This is a genomic window from Tsukamurella conjunctivitidis, assembly GCF_007858475.1.
GTDB lineage: Bacteria > Actinomycetota > Actinomycetes > Mycobacteriales > Mycobacteriaceae > Tsukamurella > Tsukamurella conjunctivitidis.
Window position 1 is genome coordinate 18,128 of the sequence record NZ_VIGX01000026.1, and the last position, 18,141, is coordinate 36,268.

The 18,141-nt window shown below is 64.9% G+C and carries 47 protein-coding genes; 44 read left to right on the plus strand and 3 right to left on the minus strand.

Going from position 1 to position 18,141, the window contains the following annotated elements; translation table 11 throughout:
- The first annotated feature begins 3 nt into the window (after positions 1–3).
- The 12 genes from FK530_RS22865 to FK530_RS22915 all read left to right on the plus strand — a co-directional run bounded on the left by FK530_RS22865 (position 4) and on the right by FK530_RS22915 (position 5,238).
- Positions 4–354: a hypothetical protein gene (locus tag FK530_RS22865; protein WP_146489239.1), complete on the plus strand. Its 351-nt coding sequence runs from the start codon at positions 4–6 to the stop codon at positions 352–354.
- Positions 354–737 (plus strand): hypothetical protein, encoded by a 384-nt coding sequence (locus FK530_RS22870; RefSeq protein WP_146489240.1) that lies wholly within the window; start codon positions 354–356, stop codon positions 735–737. The genes FK530_RS22865 and FK530_RS22870 overlap by 1 nt, the downstream gene beginning before the upstream one ends.
- The gene (locus tag FK530_RS22875) at positions 734–1,093 is read left to right on the plus strand and encodes a hypothetical protein (RefSeq protein ID WP_146489241.1); all 360 of its coding nucleotides are present in this window, start codon (positions 734–736) and stop codon (positions 1,091–1,093) included. The genes FK530_RS22870 and FK530_RS22875 overlap by 4 nt, the downstream gene beginning before the upstream one ends.
- Positions 1,090–1,920, plus strand: a complete 831-nt coding sequence (locus tag FK530_RS22880; RefSeq protein WP_146489242.1) for a lambda exonuclease family protein — start codon at positions 1,090–1,092, stop codon at positions 1,918–1,920. Before FK530_RS22875 ends, FK530_RS22880 begins: the two co-directional genes overlap by 4 nt.
- Entirely contained in the window at positions 1,917–2,531 is a 615-nt protein-coding gene (locus FK530_RS22885) for a hypothetical protein (protein WP_146437795.1), read from the plus strand. The genes FK530_RS22880 and FK530_RS22885 overlap by 4 nt, the downstream gene beginning before the upstream one ends.
- A complete protein-coding gene (locus tag FK530_RS22890) occupies positions 2,528–2,725 on the plus strand; it encodes a hypothetical protein (protein ID WP_146489243.1) in 198 nt (65 codons plus the stop codon). Before FK530_RS22885 ends, FK530_RS22890 begins: the two co-directional genes overlap by 4 nt.
- Positions 2,722–3,123, plus strand: coding sequence for a hypothetical protein (locus tag FK530_RS22895; protein WP_146489244.1), 402 nt, complete (start codon positions 2,722–2,724; stop codon positions 3,121–3,123). The genes FK530_RS22890 and FK530_RS22895 overlap by 4 nt, the downstream gene beginning before the upstream one ends.
- A 163-nt stretch (positions 3,124–3,286) precedes the next feature.
- Entirely contained in the window at positions 3,287–3,622 is a 336-nt protein-coding gene (locus FK530_RS26000; protein WP_158645182.1) for a hypothetical protein, read from the plus strand.
- Positions 3,619–3,822 carry a helix-turn-helix transcriptional regulator gene (locus FK530_RS26005; RefSeq protein WP_158645183.1) on the plus strand — a complete coding sequence of 68 codons (204 nt, stop codon included), beginning with the start codon at positions 3,619–3,621 and terminating at the stop codon, positions 3,820–3,822. Before FK530_RS26000 ends, FK530_RS26005 begins: the two co-directional genes overlap by 4 nt.
- Positions 3,819–4,127: a WhiB family transcriptional regulator gene (locus FK530_RS22905; RefSeq protein WP_146489246.1), complete on the plus strand. Its 309-nt coding sequence runs from the start codon at positions 3,819–3,821 to the stop codon at positions 4,125–4,127. Before FK530_RS26005 ends, FK530_RS22905 begins: the two co-directional genes overlap by 4 nt.
- Positions 4,128–4,387: 260 nt before the next feature.
- Entirely contained in the window at positions 4,388–4,954 is a 567-nt protein-coding gene (locus FK530_RS22910; protein ID WP_146489247.1) for a hypothetical protein, read from the plus strand.
- Entirely contained in the window at positions 4,951–5,238 is a 288-nt protein-coding gene (locus tag FK530_RS22915) for a hypothetical protein (RefSeq protein ID WP_146489248.1), read from the plus strand. The genes FK530_RS22910 and FK530_RS22915 overlap by 4 nt, the downstream gene beginning before the upstream one ends.
- Before the next feature lie 47 nt (positions 5,239–5,285).
- Here the strand turns inward: FK530_RS22915 and FK530_RS27035 are convergent, their stop codons facing one another.
- The gene (locus tag FK530_RS27035) at positions 5,286–5,759 is read right to left on the minus strand and encodes an HNH endonuclease (RefSeq protein ID WP_146489249.1); all 474 of its coding nucleotides are present in this window, start codon (positions 5,757–5,759) and stop codon (positions 5,286–5,288) included.
- A 19-nt stretch (positions 5,760–5,778) separates the two neighbouring features.
- Here FK530_RS27035 and FK530_RS22925 point away from each other — a divergent pair, with 19 nt between their 5' ends.
- The 32 genes from FK530_RS22925 (at position 5,779) to FK530_RS23075 (ending at position 17,132) form a co-directional block, all read left to right on the plus strand.
- The gene (locus FK530_RS22925) at positions 5,779–6,426 is read left to right on the plus strand and encodes a DNA cytosine methyltransferase (protein ID WP_205124240.1); all 648 of its coding nucleotides are present in this window, start codon (positions 5,779–5,781) and stop codon (positions 6,424–6,426) included.
- A gap of 1 nt (position 6,427) precedes the next feature.
- On the plus strand, positions 6,428–7,276 hold the full coding sequence (locus FK530_RS22930) for a hypothetical protein (RefSeq protein ID WP_146489251.1): 849 nt from the start codon (positions 6,428–6,430) through the stop codon (positions 7,274–7,276).
- A gap of 227 nt (positions 7,277–7,503) precedes the next feature.
- Positions 7,504–8,007, plus strand: a complete 504-nt coding sequence (locus FK530_RS22935; RefSeq protein ID WP_146489252.1) for a RuvC family protein — start codon at positions 7,504–7,506, stop codon at positions 8,005–8,007.
- On the plus strand, positions 8,004–8,549 hold the full coding sequence (locus FK530_RS22940) for a hypothetical protein (protein WP_146489253.1): 546 nt from the start codon (positions 8,004–8,006) through the stop codon (positions 8,547–8,549). Before FK530_RS22935 ends, FK530_RS22940 begins: the two co-directional genes overlap by 4 nt.
- Positions 8,546–8,737 carry a hypothetical protein gene (locus FK530_RS22945; protein WP_146489254.1) on the plus strand — a complete coding sequence of 64 codons (192 nt, stop codon included), beginning with the start codon at positions 8,546–8,548 and terminating at the stop codon, positions 8,735–8,737. Before FK530_RS22940 ends, FK530_RS22945 begins: the two co-directional genes overlap by 4 nt.
- Positions 8,734–8,991 carry a hypothetical protein gene (locus FK530_RS22950; protein WP_146489255.1) on the plus strand — a complete coding sequence of 86 codons (258 nt, stop codon included), beginning with the start codon at positions 8,734–8,736 and terminating at the stop codon, positions 8,989–8,991. Before FK530_RS22945 ends, FK530_RS22950 begins: the two co-directional genes overlap by 4 nt.
- Positions 8,984–9,583: an HNH endonuclease signature motif containing protein gene (locus FK530_RS22955; RefSeq protein ID WP_146489256.1), complete on the plus strand. Its 600-nt coding sequence runs from the start codon at positions 8,984–8,986 to the stop codon at positions 9,581–9,583. The genes FK530_RS22950 and FK530_RS22955 overlap by 8 nt, the downstream gene beginning before the upstream one ends.
- Positions 9,580–9,771, plus strand: coding sequence for a hypothetical protein (locus tag FK530_RS22960; protein WP_146489257.1), 192 nt, complete (start codon positions 9,580–9,582; stop codon positions 9,769–9,771). The genes FK530_RS22955 and FK530_RS22960 overlap by 4 nt, the downstream gene beginning before the upstream one ends.
- A complete protein-coding gene (locus FK530_RS22965; RefSeq protein WP_146489258.1) occupies positions 9,758–10,405 on the plus strand; it encodes a hypothetical protein in 648 nt (215 codons plus the stop codon). Before FK530_RS22960 ends, FK530_RS22965 begins: the two co-directional genes overlap by 14 nt.
- Positions 10,402–10,599 carry a hypothetical protein gene (locus tag FK530_RS22970; RefSeq protein WP_146489259.1) on the plus strand — a complete coding sequence of 66 codons (198 nt, stop codon included), beginning with the start codon at positions 10,402–10,404 and terminating at the stop codon, positions 10,597–10,599. Before FK530_RS22965 ends, FK530_RS22970 begins: the two co-directional genes overlap by 4 nt.
- Positions 10,596–10,862, plus strand: a complete 267-nt coding sequence (locus FK530_RS22975; RefSeq protein ID WP_146489260.1) for a hypothetical protein — start codon at positions 10,596–10,598, stop codon at positions 10,860–10,862. Before FK530_RS22970 ends, FK530_RS22975 begins: the two co-directional genes overlap by 4 nt.
- Before the next feature lie 32 nt (positions 10,863–10,894).
- Positions 10,895–11,104: a DUF7427 family protein gene (locus FK530_RS22980; RefSeq protein WP_146489261.1), complete on the plus strand. Its 210-nt coding sequence runs from the start codon at positions 10,895–10,897 to the stop codon at positions 11,102–11,104.
- Positions 11,101–11,361 carry a hypothetical protein gene (locus tag FK530_RS22985; RefSeq protein WP_068531498.1) on the plus strand — a complete coding sequence of 87 codons (261 nt, stop codon included), beginning with the start codon at positions 11,101–11,103 and terminating at the stop codon, positions 11,359–11,361. The genes FK530_RS22980 and FK530_RS22985 overlap by 4 nt, the downstream gene beginning before the upstream one ends.
- A 273-nt stretch (positions 11,362–11,634) precedes the next feature.
- Positions 11,635–11,856 carry a hypothetical protein gene (locus FK530_RS22990; protein WP_146489262.1) on the plus strand — a complete coding sequence of 74 codons (222 nt, stop codon included), beginning with the start codon at positions 11,635–11,637 and terminating at the stop codon, positions 11,854–11,856.
- A complete protein-coding gene (locus FK530_RS22995; RefSeq protein WP_146489263.1) occupies positions 11,853–12,233 on the plus strand; it encodes a hypothetical protein in 381 nt (126 codons plus the stop codon). Before FK530_RS22990 ends, FK530_RS22995 begins: the two co-directional genes overlap by 4 nt.
- Positions 12,230–12,457: a hypothetical protein gene (locus tag FK530_RS23000; protein ID WP_146489264.1), complete on the plus strand. Its 228-nt coding sequence runs from the start codon at positions 12,230–12,232 to the stop codon at positions 12,455–12,457. Before FK530_RS22995 ends, FK530_RS23000 begins: the two co-directional genes overlap by 4 nt.
- Positions 12,458–12,835: a hypothetical protein gene (locus FK530_RS23005; protein ID WP_146489265.1), complete on the plus strand. Its 378-nt coding sequence runs from the start codon at positions 12,458–12,460 to the stop codon at positions 12,833–12,835.
- Complete coding sequence (locus tag FK530_RS23010) at positions 12,832–13,185, plus strand: hypothetical protein (protein ID WP_146489266.1); 354 nt, start codon at positions 12,832–12,834, stop codon at positions 13,183–13,185. The genes FK530_RS23005 and FK530_RS23010 overlap by 4 nt, the downstream gene beginning before the upstream one ends.
- The gene (locus tag FK530_RS23015; RefSeq protein ID WP_146489267.1) at positions 13,182–13,436 is read left to right on the plus strand and encodes a hypothetical protein; all 255 of its coding nucleotides are present in this window, start codon (positions 13,182–13,184) and stop codon (positions 13,434–13,436) included. Before FK530_RS23010 ends, FK530_RS23015 begins: the two co-directional genes overlap by 4 nt.
- Positions 13,433–13,615, plus strand: coding sequence for a hypothetical protein (locus FK530_RS23020; RefSeq protein WP_146489268.1), 183 nt, complete (start codon positions 13,433–13,435; stop codon positions 13,613–13,615). Before FK530_RS23015 ends, FK530_RS23020 begins: the two co-directional genes overlap by 4 nt.
- A 109-nt stretch (positions 13,616–13,724) precedes the next feature.
- Entirely contained in the window at positions 13,725–14,360 is a 636-nt protein-coding gene (locus tag FK530_RS23025; protein WP_146489269.1) for a DUF7341 domain-containing protein, read from the plus strand.
- 178 nt (positions 14,361–14,538) lie between these two features.
- Positions 14,539–14,889, plus strand: a complete 351-nt coding sequence (locus FK530_RS23030) for a DUF7352 domain-containing protein (protein ID WP_146489270.1) — start codon at positions 14,539–14,541, stop codon at positions 14,887–14,889.
- Complete coding sequence (locus FK530_RS23035; RefSeq protein WP_146489271.1) at positions 14,886–15,185, plus strand: hypothetical protein; 300 nt, start codon at positions 14,886–14,888, stop codon at positions 15,183–15,185. Before FK530_RS23030 ends, FK530_RS23035 begins: the two co-directional genes overlap by 4 nt.
- Complete coding sequence (locus FK530_RS23040) at positions 15,182–15,379, plus strand: hypothetical protein (RefSeq protein ID WP_146489272.1); 198 nt, start codon at positions 15,182–15,184, stop codon at positions 15,377–15,379. Before FK530_RS23035 ends, FK530_RS23040 begins: the two co-directional genes overlap by 4 nt.
- Entirely contained in the window at positions 15,376–15,612 is a 237-nt protein-coding gene (locus FK530_RS23045; RefSeq protein ID WP_146489273.1) for a hypothetical protein, read from the plus strand. Before FK530_RS23040 ends, FK530_RS23045 begins: the two co-directional genes overlap by 4 nt.
- The gene (locus FK530_RS23050; protein WP_146489274.1) at positions 15,609–15,896 is read left to right on the plus strand and encodes a hypothetical protein; all 288 of its coding nucleotides are present in this window, start codon (positions 15,609–15,611) and stop codon (positions 15,894–15,896) included. The genes FK530_RS23045 and FK530_RS23050 overlap by 4 nt, the downstream gene beginning before the upstream one ends.
- Before the next feature lie 44 nt (positions 15,897–15,940).
- Positions 15,941–16,201: a hypothetical protein gene (locus FK530_RS23055; protein WP_231706764.1), complete on the plus strand. Its 261-nt coding sequence runs from the start codon at positions 15,941–15,943 to the stop codon at positions 16,199–16,201.
- Complete coding sequence (locus tag FK530_RS23060; protein WP_146489276.1) at positions 16,198–16,413, plus strand: hypothetical protein; 216 nt, start codon at positions 16,198–16,200, stop codon at positions 16,411–16,413. The genes FK530_RS23055 and FK530_RS23060 overlap by 4 nt, the downstream gene beginning before the upstream one ends.
- Entirely contained in the window at positions 16,410–16,532 is a 123-nt protein-coding gene (locus FK530_RS26925; protein WP_269434179.1) for a hypothetical protein, read from the plus strand. The genes FK530_RS23060 and FK530_RS26925 overlap by 4 nt, the downstream gene beginning before the upstream one ends.
- Positions 16,529–16,732 carry a hypothetical protein gene (locus FK530_RS23065; RefSeq protein ID WP_146489277.1) on the plus strand — a complete coding sequence of 68 codons (204 nt, stop codon included), beginning with the start codon at positions 16,529–16,531 and terminating at the stop codon, positions 16,730–16,732. Before FK530_RS26925 ends, FK530_RS23065 begins: the two co-directional genes overlap by 4 nt.
- Complete coding sequence (locus FK530_RS23070) at positions 16,729–16,947, plus strand: hypothetical protein (protein ID WP_146489278.1); 219 nt, start codon at positions 16,729–16,731, stop codon at positions 16,945–16,947. Before FK530_RS23065 ends, FK530_RS23070 begins: the two co-directional genes overlap by 4 nt.
- On the plus strand, positions 16,944–17,132 hold the full coding sequence (locus FK530_RS23075) for a hypothetical protein (protein WP_146489279.1): 189 nt from the start codon (positions 16,944–16,946) through the stop codon (positions 17,130–17,132). Before FK530_RS23070 ends, FK530_RS23075 begins: the two co-directional genes overlap by 4 nt.
- Before the next feature lies 1 nt (position 17,133).
- Here FK530_RS23075 and FK530_RS23080 read toward each other — a convergent pair whose 3' ends face one another.
- Positions 17,134–17,493, minus strand: coding sequence for an XRE family transcriptional regulator (locus tag FK530_RS23080; RefSeq protein ID WP_146489280.1), 360 nt, complete (start codon positions 17,491–17,493; stop codon positions 17,134–17,136).
- A gap of 56 nt (positions 17,494–17,549) precedes the next feature.
- Positions 17,550–17,750 (minus strand): hypothetical protein, encoded by a 201-nt coding sequence (locus FK530_RS23085; protein ID WP_146489281.1) that lies wholly within the window; start codon positions 17,748–17,750, stop codon positions 17,550–17,552.
- Positions 17,751–18,141 lie beyond the last annotated feature (391 nt).

Here is an 18,141-nt window from a genome sequence, read left to right on the forward strand (position 1 = left end):
ATCATGACCACCACCCACCGCGCGCTCACCTTCCTCGGCACCCTCACCGCAGGAGCCATGATCGCCGCCAGCACCATCGCCACCGCCCACGCCGAACCCGCACCCATCGATGATGGCAGCGGACCGATCAGCAACGGCGCGTCCATCGAGGATGGATCCGGCACACCCGGCCCCAGCTTCGACGGGCCCGTGTCCATCCCCGACGTCACCGCCGACAAGACCACCAACCCCGACGAGTACCAGCGGCAGGTCAACGCACGCGCACAGGCCCAGGCACTCGAAGCCGCACGCATCGCCGCGAAGGCCTACCGCGACTGCATCAACGCGGGCGGCGACCAGGACCGGGTGTGCTGATGAGCGCATCCACGCCTAGCCGATGGATCAAGAAGCCCGTCGTCATCGAGGCGATCCAGTGGGTCCGCACCCTGGTGTCACTGGACTCGATCGGCGAGTTCACTCAGCACGTCATCGAGCGACGTGATGACGGCAGACCCTACAAGATCGCTGAGCAATTCATGCTGCTGCTCGATGGTTGGGACGACCTTGCGCTGGACGTACTCGGAGAGAGCGAGGTTGTCGAGCGCAGGGATGGCGGCTTCGATGCGGTGGTGTACGACCGGCTGCACGGCACCTGGGTCAACGTCCGTAAGGGCGACTGGATCATTCGCGGCGTCGAGGGCGAATTTTACCCGTGCCGCGAGGACGTCTTCGCCGCGACATACGAGGCCGCGCCATGACCGCCTTCACGATCCGTCGCCTGCACCCCGACATCCTCGCCATCGACGACGGAACCCGCGCATGGACCGCAACCGTCGACCCTGACCGCAGTGTTCGCCGCATCGCCAACGCCACATCCGGCCGCGCGCTGAAACTCGACGGGCCGCTCGGGAAGCGCATCACCGCAGCCGTGCACGACTGGCTCGTGGAATGCGCCGAGCAACTGCCAGCAGCGCTGGACGAGTACGTGCGGACGTTGACGGACAGCACCGAAGTGATCCCGCGGCTCGACGCCTGGGATCGCTGCAAGCAGCTCGGCGCGAACCGCTACGACTACGACCGCGCACGACGACGCGCAGAAGGGATCGCATCATGAGCCTGCAGGTATTCCCGCAGATGGATCAGAGAAGCGACGCCTGGCACGAAGCCCGCCGCGGACTCGTCACCGCATCCACCGTCGGCCAACTCCTCACCACCCGCCGACTCACCGCAGTCGACTACATATGCCCAGCCTGTAGTTCCCCAGCCGGTGAGCCCTGCATCGGAGCACGCGGCGGACCCATCAAGACGATGCACACCGAGCGCACCGCCAAAGCCAAGAGCACCAGCAGCCCACTCATCATCGAGCCGGCGTCCAACGACAGCTCGCGCGGGCTCACGAAACGTCTCGTCGCCGAACGCATCACCGGCCAAGTCGACGACAACACGTTCATCTCGGACGACATGCAACGGGGCATCGACCACGAGCCCTACGCCCGCGACCGATACGCCGAAGTCAACGGCGTCACCGTCGAACAGGTCGGGTTCATGGTCCGCGACGTCGACGGCATCCGCTGGGGCTGCTCACCCGACGGCCTCATCAACACCGACGGGATGCTCGAGGTCAAGTGTCCGCGCCCGGCAACGCACATCGACACCATCATCGCCGACACCGTCCCTATTGAGCACATGCCGCAACTCCAATGCGCCCTGCTCACCTCAGGCCGCCAGTGGATCGACTTCGTGTCGTTCGTCGCCGGGCTGCCGCTCTACACGAAGCGCGTGTTCCCCGACGCGCGATGGACCCGCCCGATCTACGACGCCATCCGCCAGTTCGAAGCCAACGCCATCGAACGACAGCGGCTGTACGCCGAAGCCGCCGAGGGACTACCCAGCACCGAACGCATTCCCGAAATCCCCACCGAAATGAGGTTCGCATCATGACCGCACCCGACCTCGCCGCAGCCGCCGCGCCCCGATCCGATCAGCTCAACGCTGACGACCTCATCGGCGGCCCCCGCACCGTCACCATCACTGAAGTGCGACGCGGCAACAGCGAGCAGCCCGTCGAAATCGTCACCGAGGAATTCGGACCCTCGCGCCCGTACAAGCCTGGGAAGTCGATGATCCGCGTCCTCCTCGCCACCTGGGGGCCGGAAGCATCGACCTACACCGGCCGGAAGCTCATGCTCTACCGCGACCCCGAAATCACCTTCGGCCGCGACAAAGTCGGCGGCATCCGCATCAGCGCCATGTCCCACATCGACAAGCGAATGAGCATCCCCCTCACCGTCACTCGCGGCCGACGTGCACCGTTCGTCGTCGAACCTCTCCCCGCCGGCCCGCAACTCATCACCGACGACCAGGCCGACGACTTCGCACGCCGCATTCTCGAAGCCGCCACCATCGACGCCCTCAACACGATCGCCGCGGATCTGAAGACGTGGGATCTCGGCGGGCATCGACAGCGACTCGGCACCGCATGGACGGCACGAAAGAACGAGATCGAGCAGCCGGTGCAGGGCGCGATCGACGACCAGGAGCAGGCGTCATGACGCGCCAGTCTATGTTCCGCGTCCACCGCAACACCGAACCCGACGAACCGTGCGACGAACACGGCGCGATGTGGTGGCACCTCGACGACGCAGTGGGGAACCTCATCGCCTGCCGCCCCACCTGGAACGAGATCATGGCCCGCGCCGACTTCTACGCATACGGCACGCGCCGCAGCAGTGAGCGCGCGTCATGACCAGCCCGCTACCCGATCTGGTCGTCTACGACAGCGACGGCAACGAGACCGAATGTGTCGAGATGTACATCTCCCATCGACCGCTCAAGTCGGGCGACCTGGTCGTCACCAAGAAGCACCGCAGCGGCAAGGGGGCGGAGACCAGCGAGCGTCTAGTGCGCGTCCCCAAGGGCGGCTGGTTCGACATCCTCCCGATCGAATTCCGCAGGGAAGACAACCCGCTGCGGGTCCGCGGCGTATGCCCGGCGGACCTTCGAATCCTCGAGCGCCGCGTCTTGTTCATCACCGCCAGGCGCGCCGAGAACAAGGCGAACGACCGAGACCTCATGGAGCGATCCGCGCTTCGCCGCGTCCTCGCGCATCTACGTGAGCAGGAGGATCAGACGTGTTCACCCTAGCCATGATCTTCGGCATCCCGCTCCTGTGTGTCGCCTACATCTGCCTCGTTATGTGGATGCTGTGCGGTCTGCATCAGGTGTTCGGCGTCAACCCCTGCAAGCGATGCGGCAGGCCTCTCTACGGCCAACCGCACACCTGCCCGCCCGAGACTGGAGCCGACTCATGACCACCGGACTCGAGCGCCGCGACGAAGGCTGGTCCGCCGTCCAAGCCGCAGACCAAGCCGTCAACCGCGACTACGGGGATCACATTCGCGCCGCACTCGACCTACTCATCGACAAGGGCAAGCCGTTCACGACCGACGACGTGACCGAACTCGCCGCATGGGGCGCCGCCCGCTGCATGTGGAGATGCGAACCCCACTCCCCCAACCTCATCGGCTCCATCATCGGCACCGCAGCACGCGCCGGCCGAATCACCCGCACAGGCAACCGACGCCGCAGCACACACCCCAGCCGAAACGCCGCCTACAACGCCGAATGGAAGGCAGCCCAATGAACATCCCACCCCGACCCACCGACGACCGACTCCTCCGGTACGAAGAAGTCGCACGCCTCCTCAACTGCTCCCGCCGTTACGTCCAAGACCTCGTCAACGACGGCGAACTCATCACCGTCAAACTCGGCAAAGGCGGCGTCAAACTCTTCCGAGCCAGCGATATCCAAAACTACATCCGCCACCTCCCCGAGGCATCATGAACAACCCCTACGCCCTGCCCACACCCATCACCAGCCGCGACGACTGGCGACTCAAAGGCGCCTGCAGAGACCACGACCCCGAAATCTGGTACCCCACCGACGCCGACCGCCCCACAGGACGCAACCGAGCACAACGCGCCACCCAAGCCGCACGCATCACCGAAGCCAAACGAATCTGCCACAACTGCCCCATCCTCCTGACCTGCCGCGCCCACGCCCTCAACACCCACGAAGACTGGGGAATTTGGGGCGGCCTCACCACCGAAGAACGCCACCAAGCCATCGCACACCGGATGCCAGCATGACCCGAACCTGCACCCGACCAGGGTGCGAACAGAAGCACCTCGCACGAGGACTCTGCCGCCGCCACTACCGGGCCAACCAGTACCGCCAGTCCGCCTACGGCCGCTGGGAACCGTTCCAACGCGTACCCACCACCCCAGCTCGTCAACGCGTCCAAGAACTCCTAGACGCCGGCCTCACGCAGGCCACGATCGCAGACCTATCCGGTCTCAACGCGCGAACCATCTCAGGCCTCCTCAACAGCGAGTACGACACCGTATTCGTGAGCACCGTTCGCGCACTCAACGCCGTTCGACTGCCACCACTCGAACGGCTGAACCCGCAAGGCCTCGTCGCCAACGTCGGAACAGCGCGCCGGTTACAGGCGCTCGCAGCGATCGGCTGGGAGGCGGGAAAGATCCGCGCCGAACTCGGCTGGGCGCAACCGCAGCTGACTCGGGTCCGATCAGGCACGCAACGGCAGGTGACCGTGGCCGTCGCGATACAGGTACGCGACCTGTACACACGACTTCACCTCATCGACGGAGGCGGCGGACTGAAATCCCGCCGGTATGCCATCCGCGCCGGCTGGGCACTCCCGCTCGAGTGGGACGACATCGACAACCCTGATGAGACCCCGACCGGCCGCCGCGAACTCTTCGGCCAACAGAAGGCTGAGACCCTCGATCGTCGCGAGCAAGTCGCCGAATGGATGGACGACCCCCGCCCCGAATGGCACAAAGGCACCGCCATGCAACTCGCAGAACGCCTCGGGTGTACGGACCGCACCATCGAGCGCGACAAGGCCCACATCCGCTCTCAACGCGCCAAAGAGGAGGACGCGGCATGAAACCCATCCAGCACGGCACCAACGCCGGCTTCCAGCAACACCGACGCCGAGGAGTACCCGCTTGCGACGAATGCCGAGCCGCTCGAGCCGCTTACGACACCCGCCGACGACGCGCCAACGGACAGCCCGCACGCGAGGCAGGCAAGTACACATCAGTACCCACCACCGCGCTCGCAGACCTCTACCTCAACGCCTCAGTCGAAGCGCAACAACGCGCAGAACAGGTGATACGAGAAGACGTCCTCAAGCTAGCGGTCGACCGATACGACAAGGAGGTCGCATGACCCGGCCGCGCCTGCTCGACCTGTACTGCTGCGCAGGAGGAGCCGCGTTAGACAGACTTCCAGATATTGCGACGGGTTATGTCACTGACAGTCTTTCGGTCGACGCTAAACGAACGCGCAAGAGCCCGTATCGATTCCCCGCCCTCATGTCTGCGACGAAGATCTTTAACCTCCGGCGTAGTGAGCTTCGAAGCAGGGTTCATTTCACCCACATGATGGGTGGTAACCCCGCGCGCCTTAGCTCTCATGTCCGCCAAGTTGTCGAATTGCGAACCGATCCTAAGGTGCTTCGGATTCACGCACGGAGGATTGTCGCACGTGTGCATCACTACAAATCCATCCGGGATTGGCCCATTGTGAATTTCCCAGCTAACACGGTGCGCTTTAAGGTTCTTCCCGAGCCGTCTCATCTGCCCGTATCCAGTTGGACGTCGAGACGCGGTCCACTCCCAGCATTCAGATTCCGAACCCTTGGCGACCTTAGGCCAAAACTGCTCATCAATCGGTTTGGTGTGTCCCATGACTGAAAGTATACCAAAGATGCCCCGCCCCCGACTGTTGGATTTGTACTGTTGCGCCGGAGGTGCGGCAGTTGGCTACCACCGCGCCGGCTTCGACATCGTCGGCGTCGACATCGACCCCCAACCGAACTACCCGTTCACATTCGTCCAGGCCGACGCGCTCAAGTTCCTCCTCGAGAGCCACAGCGAGTTCGAGGCGTACCACGGCAGCCCGCCATGCCAGGCGTTCACGAATGCTCAACGCATCCAGGGCAACGACCATCCCGACTTCATCACAGCGACCCGCTCAGCACTCAAGCTGATCGGCAAGCCATACGTGATCGAGAACGTCCCCGGAGCGCCGCTCGACGACCCATTCGTGCTGTGCGGCGCGATGTTCCCCGGGCTCAAGACCTACCGGCACCGCCTGTTCGAGAGCAACATCCCAATCTGGACCCCGCGGCACCCCGAGCACGCCGTCCCGACAACCAAGATGGGCCGCAAGCCGGTCGCAGGTCAATTCATGCACGTCGTCGGCAACTTCTCCGGAGTCCAGCAGGCTCGCGAGGCCATGGGAATCGACTGGATGACACGGGATGAACTCCGCGAAGCGATCCCACCGGCGTACACCGAGCACATCGGCCGCCAGCTCATAGCGGCCCTCGTCGGCCAGGAGGCGTTGTTCTGACATGCCGTGGTTCGCTGTAGACGATCAGTTCGCCTTCCACGCGAAGGCGATCACAGCTGGAAATGAAGCGCTCGGAATGTGGGTGCGCGCCGGCTCGTGGTGCCAGCAACAGGGCGGAACGGGAGTCGTCCCCGAAGGGATTGTTGCGGCCCTCGGAGGGATCGATCTGGCTGAGAAACTGGTCCGTGCGGGGCTCTGGGCGCGCACCCCGAGTGGTTTCAAATTTCACGAGTGGGATGAGTATCAGAAGCTCAATTCGGCCGCCCGGAACCGGAGTGCGAAGCGCGCTGAGGCGGGCCGGATGGGTGGGTTGAAGTCGGGTGAGGCGCGTCGCGCGAAAGCCGCAAATCGGACAGAGTCTGTGAAGCAAACCGCGAAGCAAACGCCGAAGCAACCCCTGAAGCAAACTCCATTTTGCTTCGAAGCAAAAACATCACCTGACCTGCAAGAATCGAAGCAAACGAAGCAAAACGGGAACCCATTACCCAATACCCTTACCCATAGGGTTGCTTTAGGAGAGGGAGTTACGTTGGCAACCGCGCGCGTTTGCCCCCGCCACCCTGACGGCAACCCGACCGGCGAAGCGTGCGGCGGCTGCGCCGACGCCCGCCGCGCCGTCGCTGCCGATGCAGCCGAAGCGCTCGAGGCTGCCAAGCGAGCCCGATCGGCCGAGGTTCGTGAGCAAGCCGCCGGCAAGCTCGCCGCCATCGCCGACTGCGGCCTCTGCGACGACAACGGCTACCGCGGCACCGTCGTCTGCGACCACATCGACCACGCGCCAGCAGCCGCACGAGGACGAGCCAAAATCCAGGCGGAACTCGATGCGATCGCAGCGAGGAAATCCGCATGACATGAACCTCCAATATCCAGTCGCACTTTCGTGTATAGTCAAGATCCAGGAGCCGCTGCAACGGCTCGCAACATCGGAAGGACCCCCGACATGACCAGCAAAAATCCCCCACCGAGACCGGTCGCCGCCACCAGCACGACCCAGGGGAACGACGTCCCTGCCACCGCACCGGACCTCCGGTTCTTCGCTGCAGGAGTCCCGGATGCGGATGCTCAGGGCGGTGCACGATGAGCCGCCTCGTCGCCGTCGACCCCGGCTCACGAACCACCGGATGGGCCGCATTCGACCACGGCAAACTCGCCTACTTCGGCGTCATCGACAACACCGGCAACCTCACCCCCGACGACACCAGCGCGGAGTACATCCGCAGCGTCTACCGGCAGGTCGCGCGTCTTCATCCGCAGACCATCGCTGTCGAATCCGTCACCGCACCCAAGGGTTTCAAGGGTGGTGTGCGTGCGCCGATCAACCCCGAGGGCATGGCTGGCTTGGGGGCTGCGTGGTCGGCTGTTGTGCTGGCCGCTCTGACCTCGGGTGCTGCGGTCGCGCATGTTGCGCCGGCTGGTCATGGGTCGAAGCCGCTGGGTGCGTATCCGGCCGAGTTGGTTGGTGATCGTGAGCGGTTGTCGGCTGGCTGGCAGTTGCGTGTTGGTGGCGGGAAGCTGCGGCATGCTCGGAGTGCGTTCGACATCGGGCGCGTGGCTCTGCGACTTCCGGTGGTGGCGGCATGACCGCCCCGAACCCCGCTGTTGGTGCCCAGCCGGGTTGGCGTGGCACCGACCCCGACGGCGGAACATGGGTGCGCCTCACGCGGCGCAGCGGCCATCCGTGGCTGGAGATCACCGCGACCGGCGGACTGCACTTCCGCACGCAGGAGGAGGCCGAGGCCGCGGGCCTGGTCCGCCTGATCCCGGCGGTGGGCTACCACTACGACGAGCGTGGCGAGGATGTGGTGCCGGACGTCGAGGGTGGTGCCGCCCCGCTGGACCCGGGCAACCCCGAGCGCTTCCGGCAGGCCGCAGAGTCGGCGCGCGAGATGGCGAAGTCTCCGCACCTCGACACTGCGACCTGGGAGCACATCGCGGCTACGTTCGAGTCGCAGGCCGATCGCCTGGACCGTGAGCACGCCGAGGCCGAGCAGGACGCCTCCGACCGCGCAGAGGCAGACAACTACGCCAAGGAAAGCTCCACCACCGAGGAGTTCTGGGCGCGCCACAACGCCTACCTCGACGGCATCCGAGCTGAGCGTGCACGTCAGGAGGCGGGACAGTGACCGAGTGGAAGTCGAACGTCACCGACCGCGACGGGAAGCTGCTGAACGTCGGGGATCGTGTGCAGTGCGGATGCTGCGGTGAGCTGGCGACCGTTGTCAACGACGGGGGGTTCCTCGAAGCGGAGACGGATTCGGGATGGCGTGACCTGATCTGGTCGAACGTCGTGCTGGTGGAGCGTGCATCGTGACCGCCGTGGACCGTCTCGCCGCCACGCTGGCGAAGCACGGCAACCGCTTCCGCACCTTCCCGGACGGGCCGATGAGCGACCGCAGGTGGACAGGCCGATGCATCTGCGGGCACGTGCTGGAGTGCCGAACCAGCATGGAGCCTGAGCCTGAGGGCTGGCTGGCGGAAGCGCACGGGCGACACATCGCTGCCGTGATCGCCTCCTCCGACGACCTCGCCGTCATCGAAGTCAAGGCCGGTGACCGCGATGTCTGACGAGTTCTGGTCGCAGGTCAGCAAGTCCGACGGCTGTTGGGAGTGGCGTGGGCCGGTCAGCCCGGATGGCTACGGGCGCACGACGGTGGATGGCGTTCGATGGTTCACGCACCGCTACGCGTACACGGTGCAGCGGGGCGAGATCCCGGCGGGCCTGGTCATAGACCACCTGTGCCGGAATCGTCGCTGCTGCAACCCCGACCATCTTGAGCCGGTGACGGGCCGGGAGAACGTCCTTCGCGGAGTCGGGGTGTCCGCGCTCAATGCAGCCAAGACCCACTGCGATCGCGGACATTTGCTCGACGAGGCCAATGTCTACGTACCGCCGAAGAATCCGACCCAGCGCCACTGCCGGGCGTGCAAAGCCATCCATAACCGGAAGAAGAACGACCGCTTGCTCGCCGAACGAGCTGAGGCACGGAGCAGGCGTGTCCCGCCGACCCACTGCGTGCGCGGGCATGAGTTCAGCGAGAAGAACACGATCGTGAGTGAGCGAGGCAGGGCGTGCAGGTCGTGCAAGTCCGCCGCCGATGCCAGGCGGTATGCGGCCAAGGCTGCCGCGAAGGCAGCAGAAGGGGTGAGTGACCGATGACCGCCCTCACCGTCCTCGGCGGAATCGCCTGCATCATCGTCGGCCTATGTGGGGTGGCGGGCATGGACGAGAAGAAGCCTCGAACCATCTGGATAGGCGGGGCGGTGTGGTTCGTCACCACTTTCATCGCGCTCCTGTTGATCACCTACGGATTCCCGGACCAGGGGTGGCCTCATGACTGCGAGTGACCCGACCGACCTCATCCGCGCCGTCGACTTCGTCCACGTGAGCGGCATGATGTCCAAGCTCTACGGTCCCGGCCTTGAGGAGTGCTGTTCGTCCTGCGGCGAGAGGTGGCCGTGTGAGGTGCGCCGTCTGCGGGATGCGCTCGACGCCAGTGATGCGGAGCTGGATGGCGTGGGGCAAGCACTGGCTTTGGCGGAGATCCGCGTGAATCACTTTCGTGCGTACGCCGAGGATGTGGCATCTCACGGGATGCGCGCCGACCTGAATCCGACGTTGGGGCGAGTGATGACGGCCGACGAAACAGTCGGGTGGGCGTACGGCTACCTACGCCGCGTCGACGCGTGGGTGAGGGGTTCGGCGAATCGCACGTTGGACACCGATCCCGGGGACAGCGGACTCCCACCGTTGCCGCCCGAACACCGGTTTCTGAACCTGAATCCGTACAGCCAAAAGCCGTCGGATACGGAGGCCGCCCTGGCTGAGGCGAACGCGACCATCGATCGCGTCCGGGCGCTGGTAGAGGAGCGCGAGAACCACTGGTCGGCGGCCTTGATGGTGGGACACGGAGGCGTGAAGCTACCAATCGTCGTGAGCACTGATGACCTCCGCCGTGCCGTCGAGGGGCCGGCGACATGAGCATCGACGAGGTGGCGCTGTTCACGTCCCTGTGCGAGCACCTGGGCATGACGGTGACCGCGCACGAGCTGTACGAGTTCGACGGGACATGCTCGTGCGGCTGGGACTACATGGACGCCCCGGACTACGACGACGACCCCGACTTGGACGAGATGCACCGGCGGCACATGCGCGGCGAGGAGGGGCAACTATGAGCGGCGACCTGGATGCGATCCGTGAGGACGTGGCGATGGCTGCCCGGTCGGCGGAGATGGCGCGGCATGTGGCGTTGGATCACGCGCCGGAACTGCTCGATGAGGTGGAACGGCTGCGCGCAACCATCGAGCAGGTGTCGCACATCGCTTACGACCCGTTCATCTCAGATGGCGAGGCGCTGACGCGCATCCAGGACTTGACCGATGCAAATCTCCCGCCTGGCGAAATGCCATCCGCCTGGCTGCCTGAGGTGTCGTCGTGACTGGGGCGCGTGGGTGGACGTTGGTGGCTGGTGTGGTCATCGCCATCGACGCCACAGCCCGCCCAGGCCACACCCTCAGCGAGACCATGGACGGCTGGCTCGAGCATCACCCAGTGCTGGCGATCGGCGGGACCGTGCTGGTCGCCGCGCATCTGCTGAACGTATTCGACGTGTGCGGCGCGCGTGAGTACGACCCGATTCATCGCGTCGCAGCCCTCATCGCCCGAAAGGCCGAATTATGATTGACACCACTGACGCCCAGCTCGCCGAAGACGCCAAGCAGTTCCTCGCAGTCTGGACCGGCGGCAAGCACCTGTCCGACGAGCACCGCGAGGACTTCATCGCCGCGTGGACAGGTTGGCATCGGGGCGCGGAATTCCAGCGGGAGTGCGACGAGCGTGATGCCAAGGCGGCTATCGGCGCGTATGTGTCGGCGCTTGCTGTTGAGCGGGCCGAGTTGGCTGCCGCGCTCGCCGACGCCCGAAAGGCCGAATCATGAGTGTCCCCGAACGAGACCGACTGGCGCACCGAATCGCCGACGCGCTGAACGCTGCCGAGCCCTCGTGGAACGTCACCCCGTTGCGGGTGTGGACAACGAAGGACTGCAGGCTCATCGCTGACGCGGTCCTCGCTGACGGATACAACCGAACGGCCGCCGAGGAACTGGATGCCGCCCCACTGAATCTGCCTGTGGTTTGTTCGCGTTGCTACGGACGGGGCGGCCCCTGCTACGACGAGGCAGAACTCCCCGCCCCGCTCTCAGGTGAGAGCGATGCTTAGTCAGTCCTCGCGCGAGTGGATCGATGAGGCGATGGCGCACAACAACGCCCACGACGGTGAGGTGTGGATGCGGCAGCGGACCCGGGAAGCACACCAAGCCTTCGACCGCCTACCGCTGTGGGACTTCTCGAACGTGGATGCGCAGGGGTGGCTCACGCGGCATGAGCAGTCGGTGTACTGCCTGCCGGAAGCACTGGTCAGGAGCGCATCATGATCGGCGACGTCATCGACGAACTCACCTGCCGCTGCGGCACCGTCTGCAAGCGGATCATCGAATCGGAGCGCCGCCCACACCAGGACGGACGATCCGACTGGGACAACGGCTGGCGCGTCGAGTCCAAGGTCGTCGAGAGCGACTGCCCGCACGGCACCAACACCACGACGGAGCACTGCCCGAGCTGCGGACGGCAGGTCGGCGCGCACGGCTTCGGGGTGGTCGGCGAGGGTGACTGCCCGTGCTGGGACCGCCCGATGAAGCGGCGGATCCGCGCCGCCGCAGACTGGTGCAAGGCGCATCCGATCGCCAACCAGCTCATCAACTTCGCGCTGTTCGCGACCTCCTTCCTGGCGATGACGTGGTGGCTGTCATGAGCACGCCGATCGGGCACATCGTCTCCATCGCCGCCGTGCGCGCCACCTCTCAACCCATCGCCCGCGCCTGGTGCACCTGCGGCTGGGAATGGCGCTGCAGCAGCGGAGCCACCCACCTCGCGTTCAGCAAGGGTGAGGAGCACGCGATTCAGGCGAACTACACGCCGCCGGTGGGTGACCGGCACAGGCCGAACCCCTGCCTGGTGAGCAAGGAGGACAGTTAGATGGGCGCCATCGAGAACTACGCGGAATCCTGCTACGAGAACCTGCCGAGCGAGACCGGCGACAAGACGCCGTGGCAGGAGATCAGCGAAGGCCGGAAAGAACACTTCCGAGAGCTGGCGCGAAGCCTCGGCCGAGTCTTCCCCGAAACCTACCCCGGGATCGCAGCCGAGCTGCAGGCCGAGAAGCCGAAGATGTACCTCGTATCCCGGAGTTCGATGGGCGACAGCTATCTCAAGCTGTACGTCGACGAACACCCCGTCAGCGTCTTCGACTACGACCCGAGAGACGGCGAGGAGAAGCTGAACGAAATCCTCGCCGGATGCCAGCGGGTCGCCGACCGAAACGGCATCGAGTTCGAAGGGTTGGTCCACCGATGAGCGCGCCCACCGGTCGTCTCGCGTGGGACAAGCCGCTGCGGGTCCAGCTGGCCGACCCGGTCCTGAGCCTCATCCAATGGCGCGCCGCTCATCCTGGCCGCCACGACGTGCCGAGCGCTGAGGAGTGGGCGGAGATGCAGCGGCAGGAGGAGGAGCGTGAGGAGCGGCACCGGAAGTGGCACACCGAACAGCTCGCACTTGAAGCCCGGCGGTCTGCGAATCCGATGTGGGCGAAGGTGTACGACGCCCTCGGTGTCAACGGCGAATACGCGTGCATCGACTGCGGCGGCACACAGCCTGAGGATGTCGACGCCGTGATGGATGTCGTGTACGGAGAGGGCCGCTGGTGACCAACGGACATCGTGTGGACAAACGTAGTGACGGCACCGAGTTCCGCCACTACGGCGATGAACTAGACGAAATCGTGGCTCGTGACGTCAAGTTCCTTCACTTCGAGCAGATGGGCGAGTCCCAGTTCTGGATGAGCATTGAACTCGCCAACGGTGAGCAGTGGGCCATCAACTTCGGCGCGGAGAACGAGAAGGCCAAGGGTTACAGCTTCGCGGAGCTGGAGTACATCCATGGGGAGCTAGCGCCATGACCGATTCGCTGTACATCGTGCGCCGCCGAGACGCGTTCTCCGGTGTCTACCTGCGGCTCATGCAGGGCGACCACCTCCTTGCCACCTACCACATCCGCGAGCTGGGAACGGCTTTGGCGACAGGGCGGGCGGTCTCCGAGAAGGTAGGTGCCAAGTTCGAAGGTCTGGTGAACCGATGATCGACCGCTTCTGCTTCGTGTGCGACCGCACGTTGACCGCCGATGAACAGGCTGACCGGGACCGCACAGGCTGCGGACTGCACTGCGCAACAACGGAGGACTGAACCCGATGACCGACGAGCACACACTCCCCGACGCCCGACGCCAACTCGACGACGCCCACCACCACCTCTGCGCCGCACAAACCCACCACGACCAACACGGCACCTACACCTCCCCCTCACTCCTCACCCAACTCCAACAAGCCCTCCAAAACGCCGACCGGCCACGCAACCCCGGCGGACGACCAGGCTTCGAATCCCACCCCACCGCATGGCTGTCCGGCATCGACAAAATGCAGGAGATCGAGCGGAAGGTGAAGGAGTGGGCGGCGGTCATCGGGCATGACGGCCGCGACAACATCCACACCCTGCTGGACAAGGTGAACAGTTTCAAGTGGGCACCCGCGCAAATCGAAACCGTCCACGAAGCCGCCCGCGCCATCAACCGCTGGGCCGACTGGATCCACTCCGCACTCACCGGAGACACCGTCGGCCTCTACGACAAACCCTGCCCCAACTGCAACCAAGGCCCCTGGACCTACCGGCACATCGCAGGCGAAAACGTCAAAGTCACCATCCTCGTCGCCCACCGCCAAGAAGACGTATGGACCCGCGTCGAATGCATCGACTGCCATCACCAGTGGGTGGGGATCACGCAGATCATCAACCTGGGCCGCATCTTCGAAACCGAGGCAGCAGCATGACCAGTCCCGACCCGCAGGTGCAGCTGACGACCGCCGGCCCGCGCCGAGGCCACTGCCCCGAAGGTCACCCCGCGCTCGTGTTCAACATGCATGTTCTGTCCGACACCGGTGTGTCGGATGCTCCGTTGGGTTCCGCCGTGTTCTGCCCTACCTGCTTCGATGTCGAAAAGGGGTACCGATGAGTCGCGTCGTCTGGAAGTTCACCGTCCCTGTCACCGACCGCGCCACCGTGCTCATGGATGCGCACCTGTTGAAGTGGCTGCACGTCGAATCGGCTGGCCCGGACATGCTGACGGTGTGGGCGCTGGTTCGGCCCGCAGCGGACGGGAATGCGCGCCGGTATGTGCTGCATGTGCACGGGACAGGCCACACGTTGTCGGAGCGCGCGGGCAGGCATGTGGGATCCGTGTCGTGGCATGGGATCAAGACGACGGACCTGCTTGCGGGGCCGGTCGCGGAACCGATCGTGTTCGTGTGGCATGTGTTCGCGGAGACCGGCACCGAACTCGGGATCGGAACCGCAGCATGAGTCGCCGGGACGTGGCGTTCGGGATCGAGCTGCCGATAGGCTCAGTGTCGTCGATCGCCCGAGACGACATCCTGGACCAGTACGCGGACATGGCAGCCTGGCCTGGGAAGCCGATCCGCACCACGGGCGGGTTCACCCGTGAGGTGAAGTGGACGATGCCGCAGTGGTGGTACGCCCTCACCTGGCTGCCGATCCTGGGTGCCGCACCCGATCCGCGCAAGCACTTCACCATCGGCGGCAATCCACTGCCAGGCGCGCTCACCGCATGCCTTCGCCGACTCGGCGGATCACCGTGACCGGCCCGCCGTGGGTGTCCCTGTGGCCCACCAACGACCACGCCGACTGCTCGAAGGACGCCCGCCACATCGGCATCCGAATGGACACCTACCTACTCGACCCGAACGGCGTCACCAAAATCGCGCCCGCCACCTTCTGCCCCGACTGCTACGCCCAACACAAGAGCACCACCAACGCCGAGGAGGCACCATGACCGACACCCACGAGACGGACCAGCTCGTCGCCGTACTCACCGACGCACTCGAAATCTACGGCCGACCGGACGACGGACTCCCCCAACACCTCGCCGCCGTCATCCGCCGCGAACTGTGGTCGATGGAACCGGCCGAGAGCGCACTCGCCAGCCTCGAATCGATCATCAACTTCGGGCTCGGCGGCTTCAGCTCTCACACCGTCGACACACGTGATGACGAGGACGCGGCATGAGCACGCGGATCGCGCGCCGACACCGCCGCAACCACGAACACGGCCACGAGTGGGTGGACACCGAACACGAACACCTCCGCTTCATCGCAGCCCGGCAACGCATCCTCGCCATCGCCGACGGACGACTCAAAGTCTCCAAGCGCGCACGACGGCAGGGCGCGAGCTACCACATCGCACCCGGGCTGCCGTGGCTGTCGATCATCCCCGAAGTGAAGGGATTCCGCGCCGAAATCGAACGACGACTGGCCGGCATCACGACCACCCGCGAGGAGACCGCAGCATGACCGAGGATCAGACAAAGCGGAGCACGCCCACACGCTGGCGGAAGATGCCCGTCGAGATCGAAGCCATGCACTACCCGGCCGAGGCGACCGTCCACGACAACGCGGCCCTGCACCGCTGGATCAATGACAACGGCGGACGCACCGAGGTCGTGCGCGTCGACGGGCAGTACGCCATCGCGATCCGCACCCTCGAAGGCGACATGATCGCCACCCCGGGCGACTACGTGATCCGCGGAGTCCAGGGCGAGTTCTACCCGTGCAAGCCCGACATCTTCGCGGCGACGTACGAGGCGGTGGATTCATGACCGACCCGATCGCTGCTCTGCTCGCCACGTGCCCCACGAACAACCTCATCCGCGAAGTCACCATCCACGCCGACCACGACACCGTGACCGTCACCCACGTCTACGACCGCACCGAATACGAGCAATACGCGCAGACCGTCAAGGCGAAGAAGGAACAGGAACGCCGCGACCTCGCAGACCTGACCGATCGCCTACGCAAGGGCAAGCCGTGATCGACGACGGGCCGGCGCTGGTGCACGGCGAGCACTACACCATCGGCGACCTCTACACATGGTGCTGGGACTGCGGCATGGTCCGAGGCAAACACGACTGCACCAAGGAGGACGAGTGAGCCTGAACGAGGAACAGGTGCGCCAGATCGTCCGCGATGAGATCGCAATCGGCCTGAAGCAATGCCTCATCGCGTCACTCGACGCCGAAATCGCGGCACGCAAGCGAGTCCAAACAGCCATCGCCGAACACCGCGCCGAGGTTGAGGCAGCCAAACAGAAGCGCACCCGACGGTTCAGCCGAAAGAGACACCAACCATGACCGACGAGTCCGCATCCTTCGACGCCACCACCAGCATCATCGGCACCCGCCTCCTCATCTCCCACTACCTACTCGACGACGGACGACAGGCATACGCCGTCCAAATGACCGGCGGCACCTCACAAATCGAAGCACTCGGGCTAATACGACTAGCGGAAGCTCAGATCCTCAGCGGAAACTGGCAAGAGCTGGAAGAGAAGGAGGACGACGAGTGAGCGGCACGGACAAGGACTCCCCCGCGTACCGAAGGTGGCTGCACAGCATCGGCTACCCCTACCGCCGAGACCACGCCCCATCGAGCTGGAACCGGCAGCAGCGCCGCGAGGAACGAACCAAAGCGAAGCAGGCGATACGGAACGGCGACGAGCCGACCCCGTACCACCGGCCCTACTACTGGTGACCTACTTGCGCGCCGTCCGCGCTACCCGCGGAGAACCAGCCGCACGCTTCGCCTTCCGAGGCTGCGACAACTGCGACACCCGCTGAGGCGACACCTTCATCACCGTGCCAACATCCCGCACCGACAGCCCCGCCTCGCGCAACTCGGCAACCAAACTCCGAGACTTCACAGCCACAGACTCCTGCATTCGCTCCATCTCAGCGATACCGTCCTGAACCACACGCACAGCAGCAGGAGAAACACCCTCCACCAGCGGCACCACATCGACCCCGTCGACCGACACCCCCAACGCCTCGGCTGCGTCCACGACCTCGGCTTCGATCAGATCCAGTCGACGGGCCTGAGTGAACAGGCCGGGCAACTCAGGAACCTCGACCGCCCACCAGCCACCCGACCGAGTGGCGTTCGCTGTAACCCTCATTCGCCTGCCTCCTTGCCTTCCATGTGCTTGATGATGCTGTTCGCAGTCATCTCGTTGACCTCGTTGTGGCGGGGAATCGTGGTGTTCCTGTCACCGATCGACGCCTTGGTGTGGCGACCGCCCTCGACCAGGATGAGTTCTTCGCCGCGGTCCTTGGCGATCTGCCTCAGTCGTTTGATGATGTCCCTGCGCTTCATACTGTAAGTCTAGACCCCCTTTACGGCAAGTGTCAAGTAGGGCTAGACAATTCCTTTCGGGCGAGAATTACACGCATGTGATTCGATGTGCTATAGTCACCACAGCAGGTGAAGTGTCCCTGCAGCAAGTTTGCTCCCCATCATCCTCCGGGACTGGTGGGGCTTTTTCGTTCGAGGTCTACTGCGACCGGATCGCCAACGCGATACCGGCCACCGCACGTTGTGGGCAACCACGACAGCCTCGACGCCACCACTGATCCGCGACTGGCTATGTCAAGTTGATCTGGCCCCGGTAGGGCGGTTTCATTCGGCCCCACCTGAGTGGGGCCCTGAGCCGCTAGAGTCCGGGGTGTGGATGGGCGGCCGCGGGTGCGCAGTGTGGTTGCGCCGA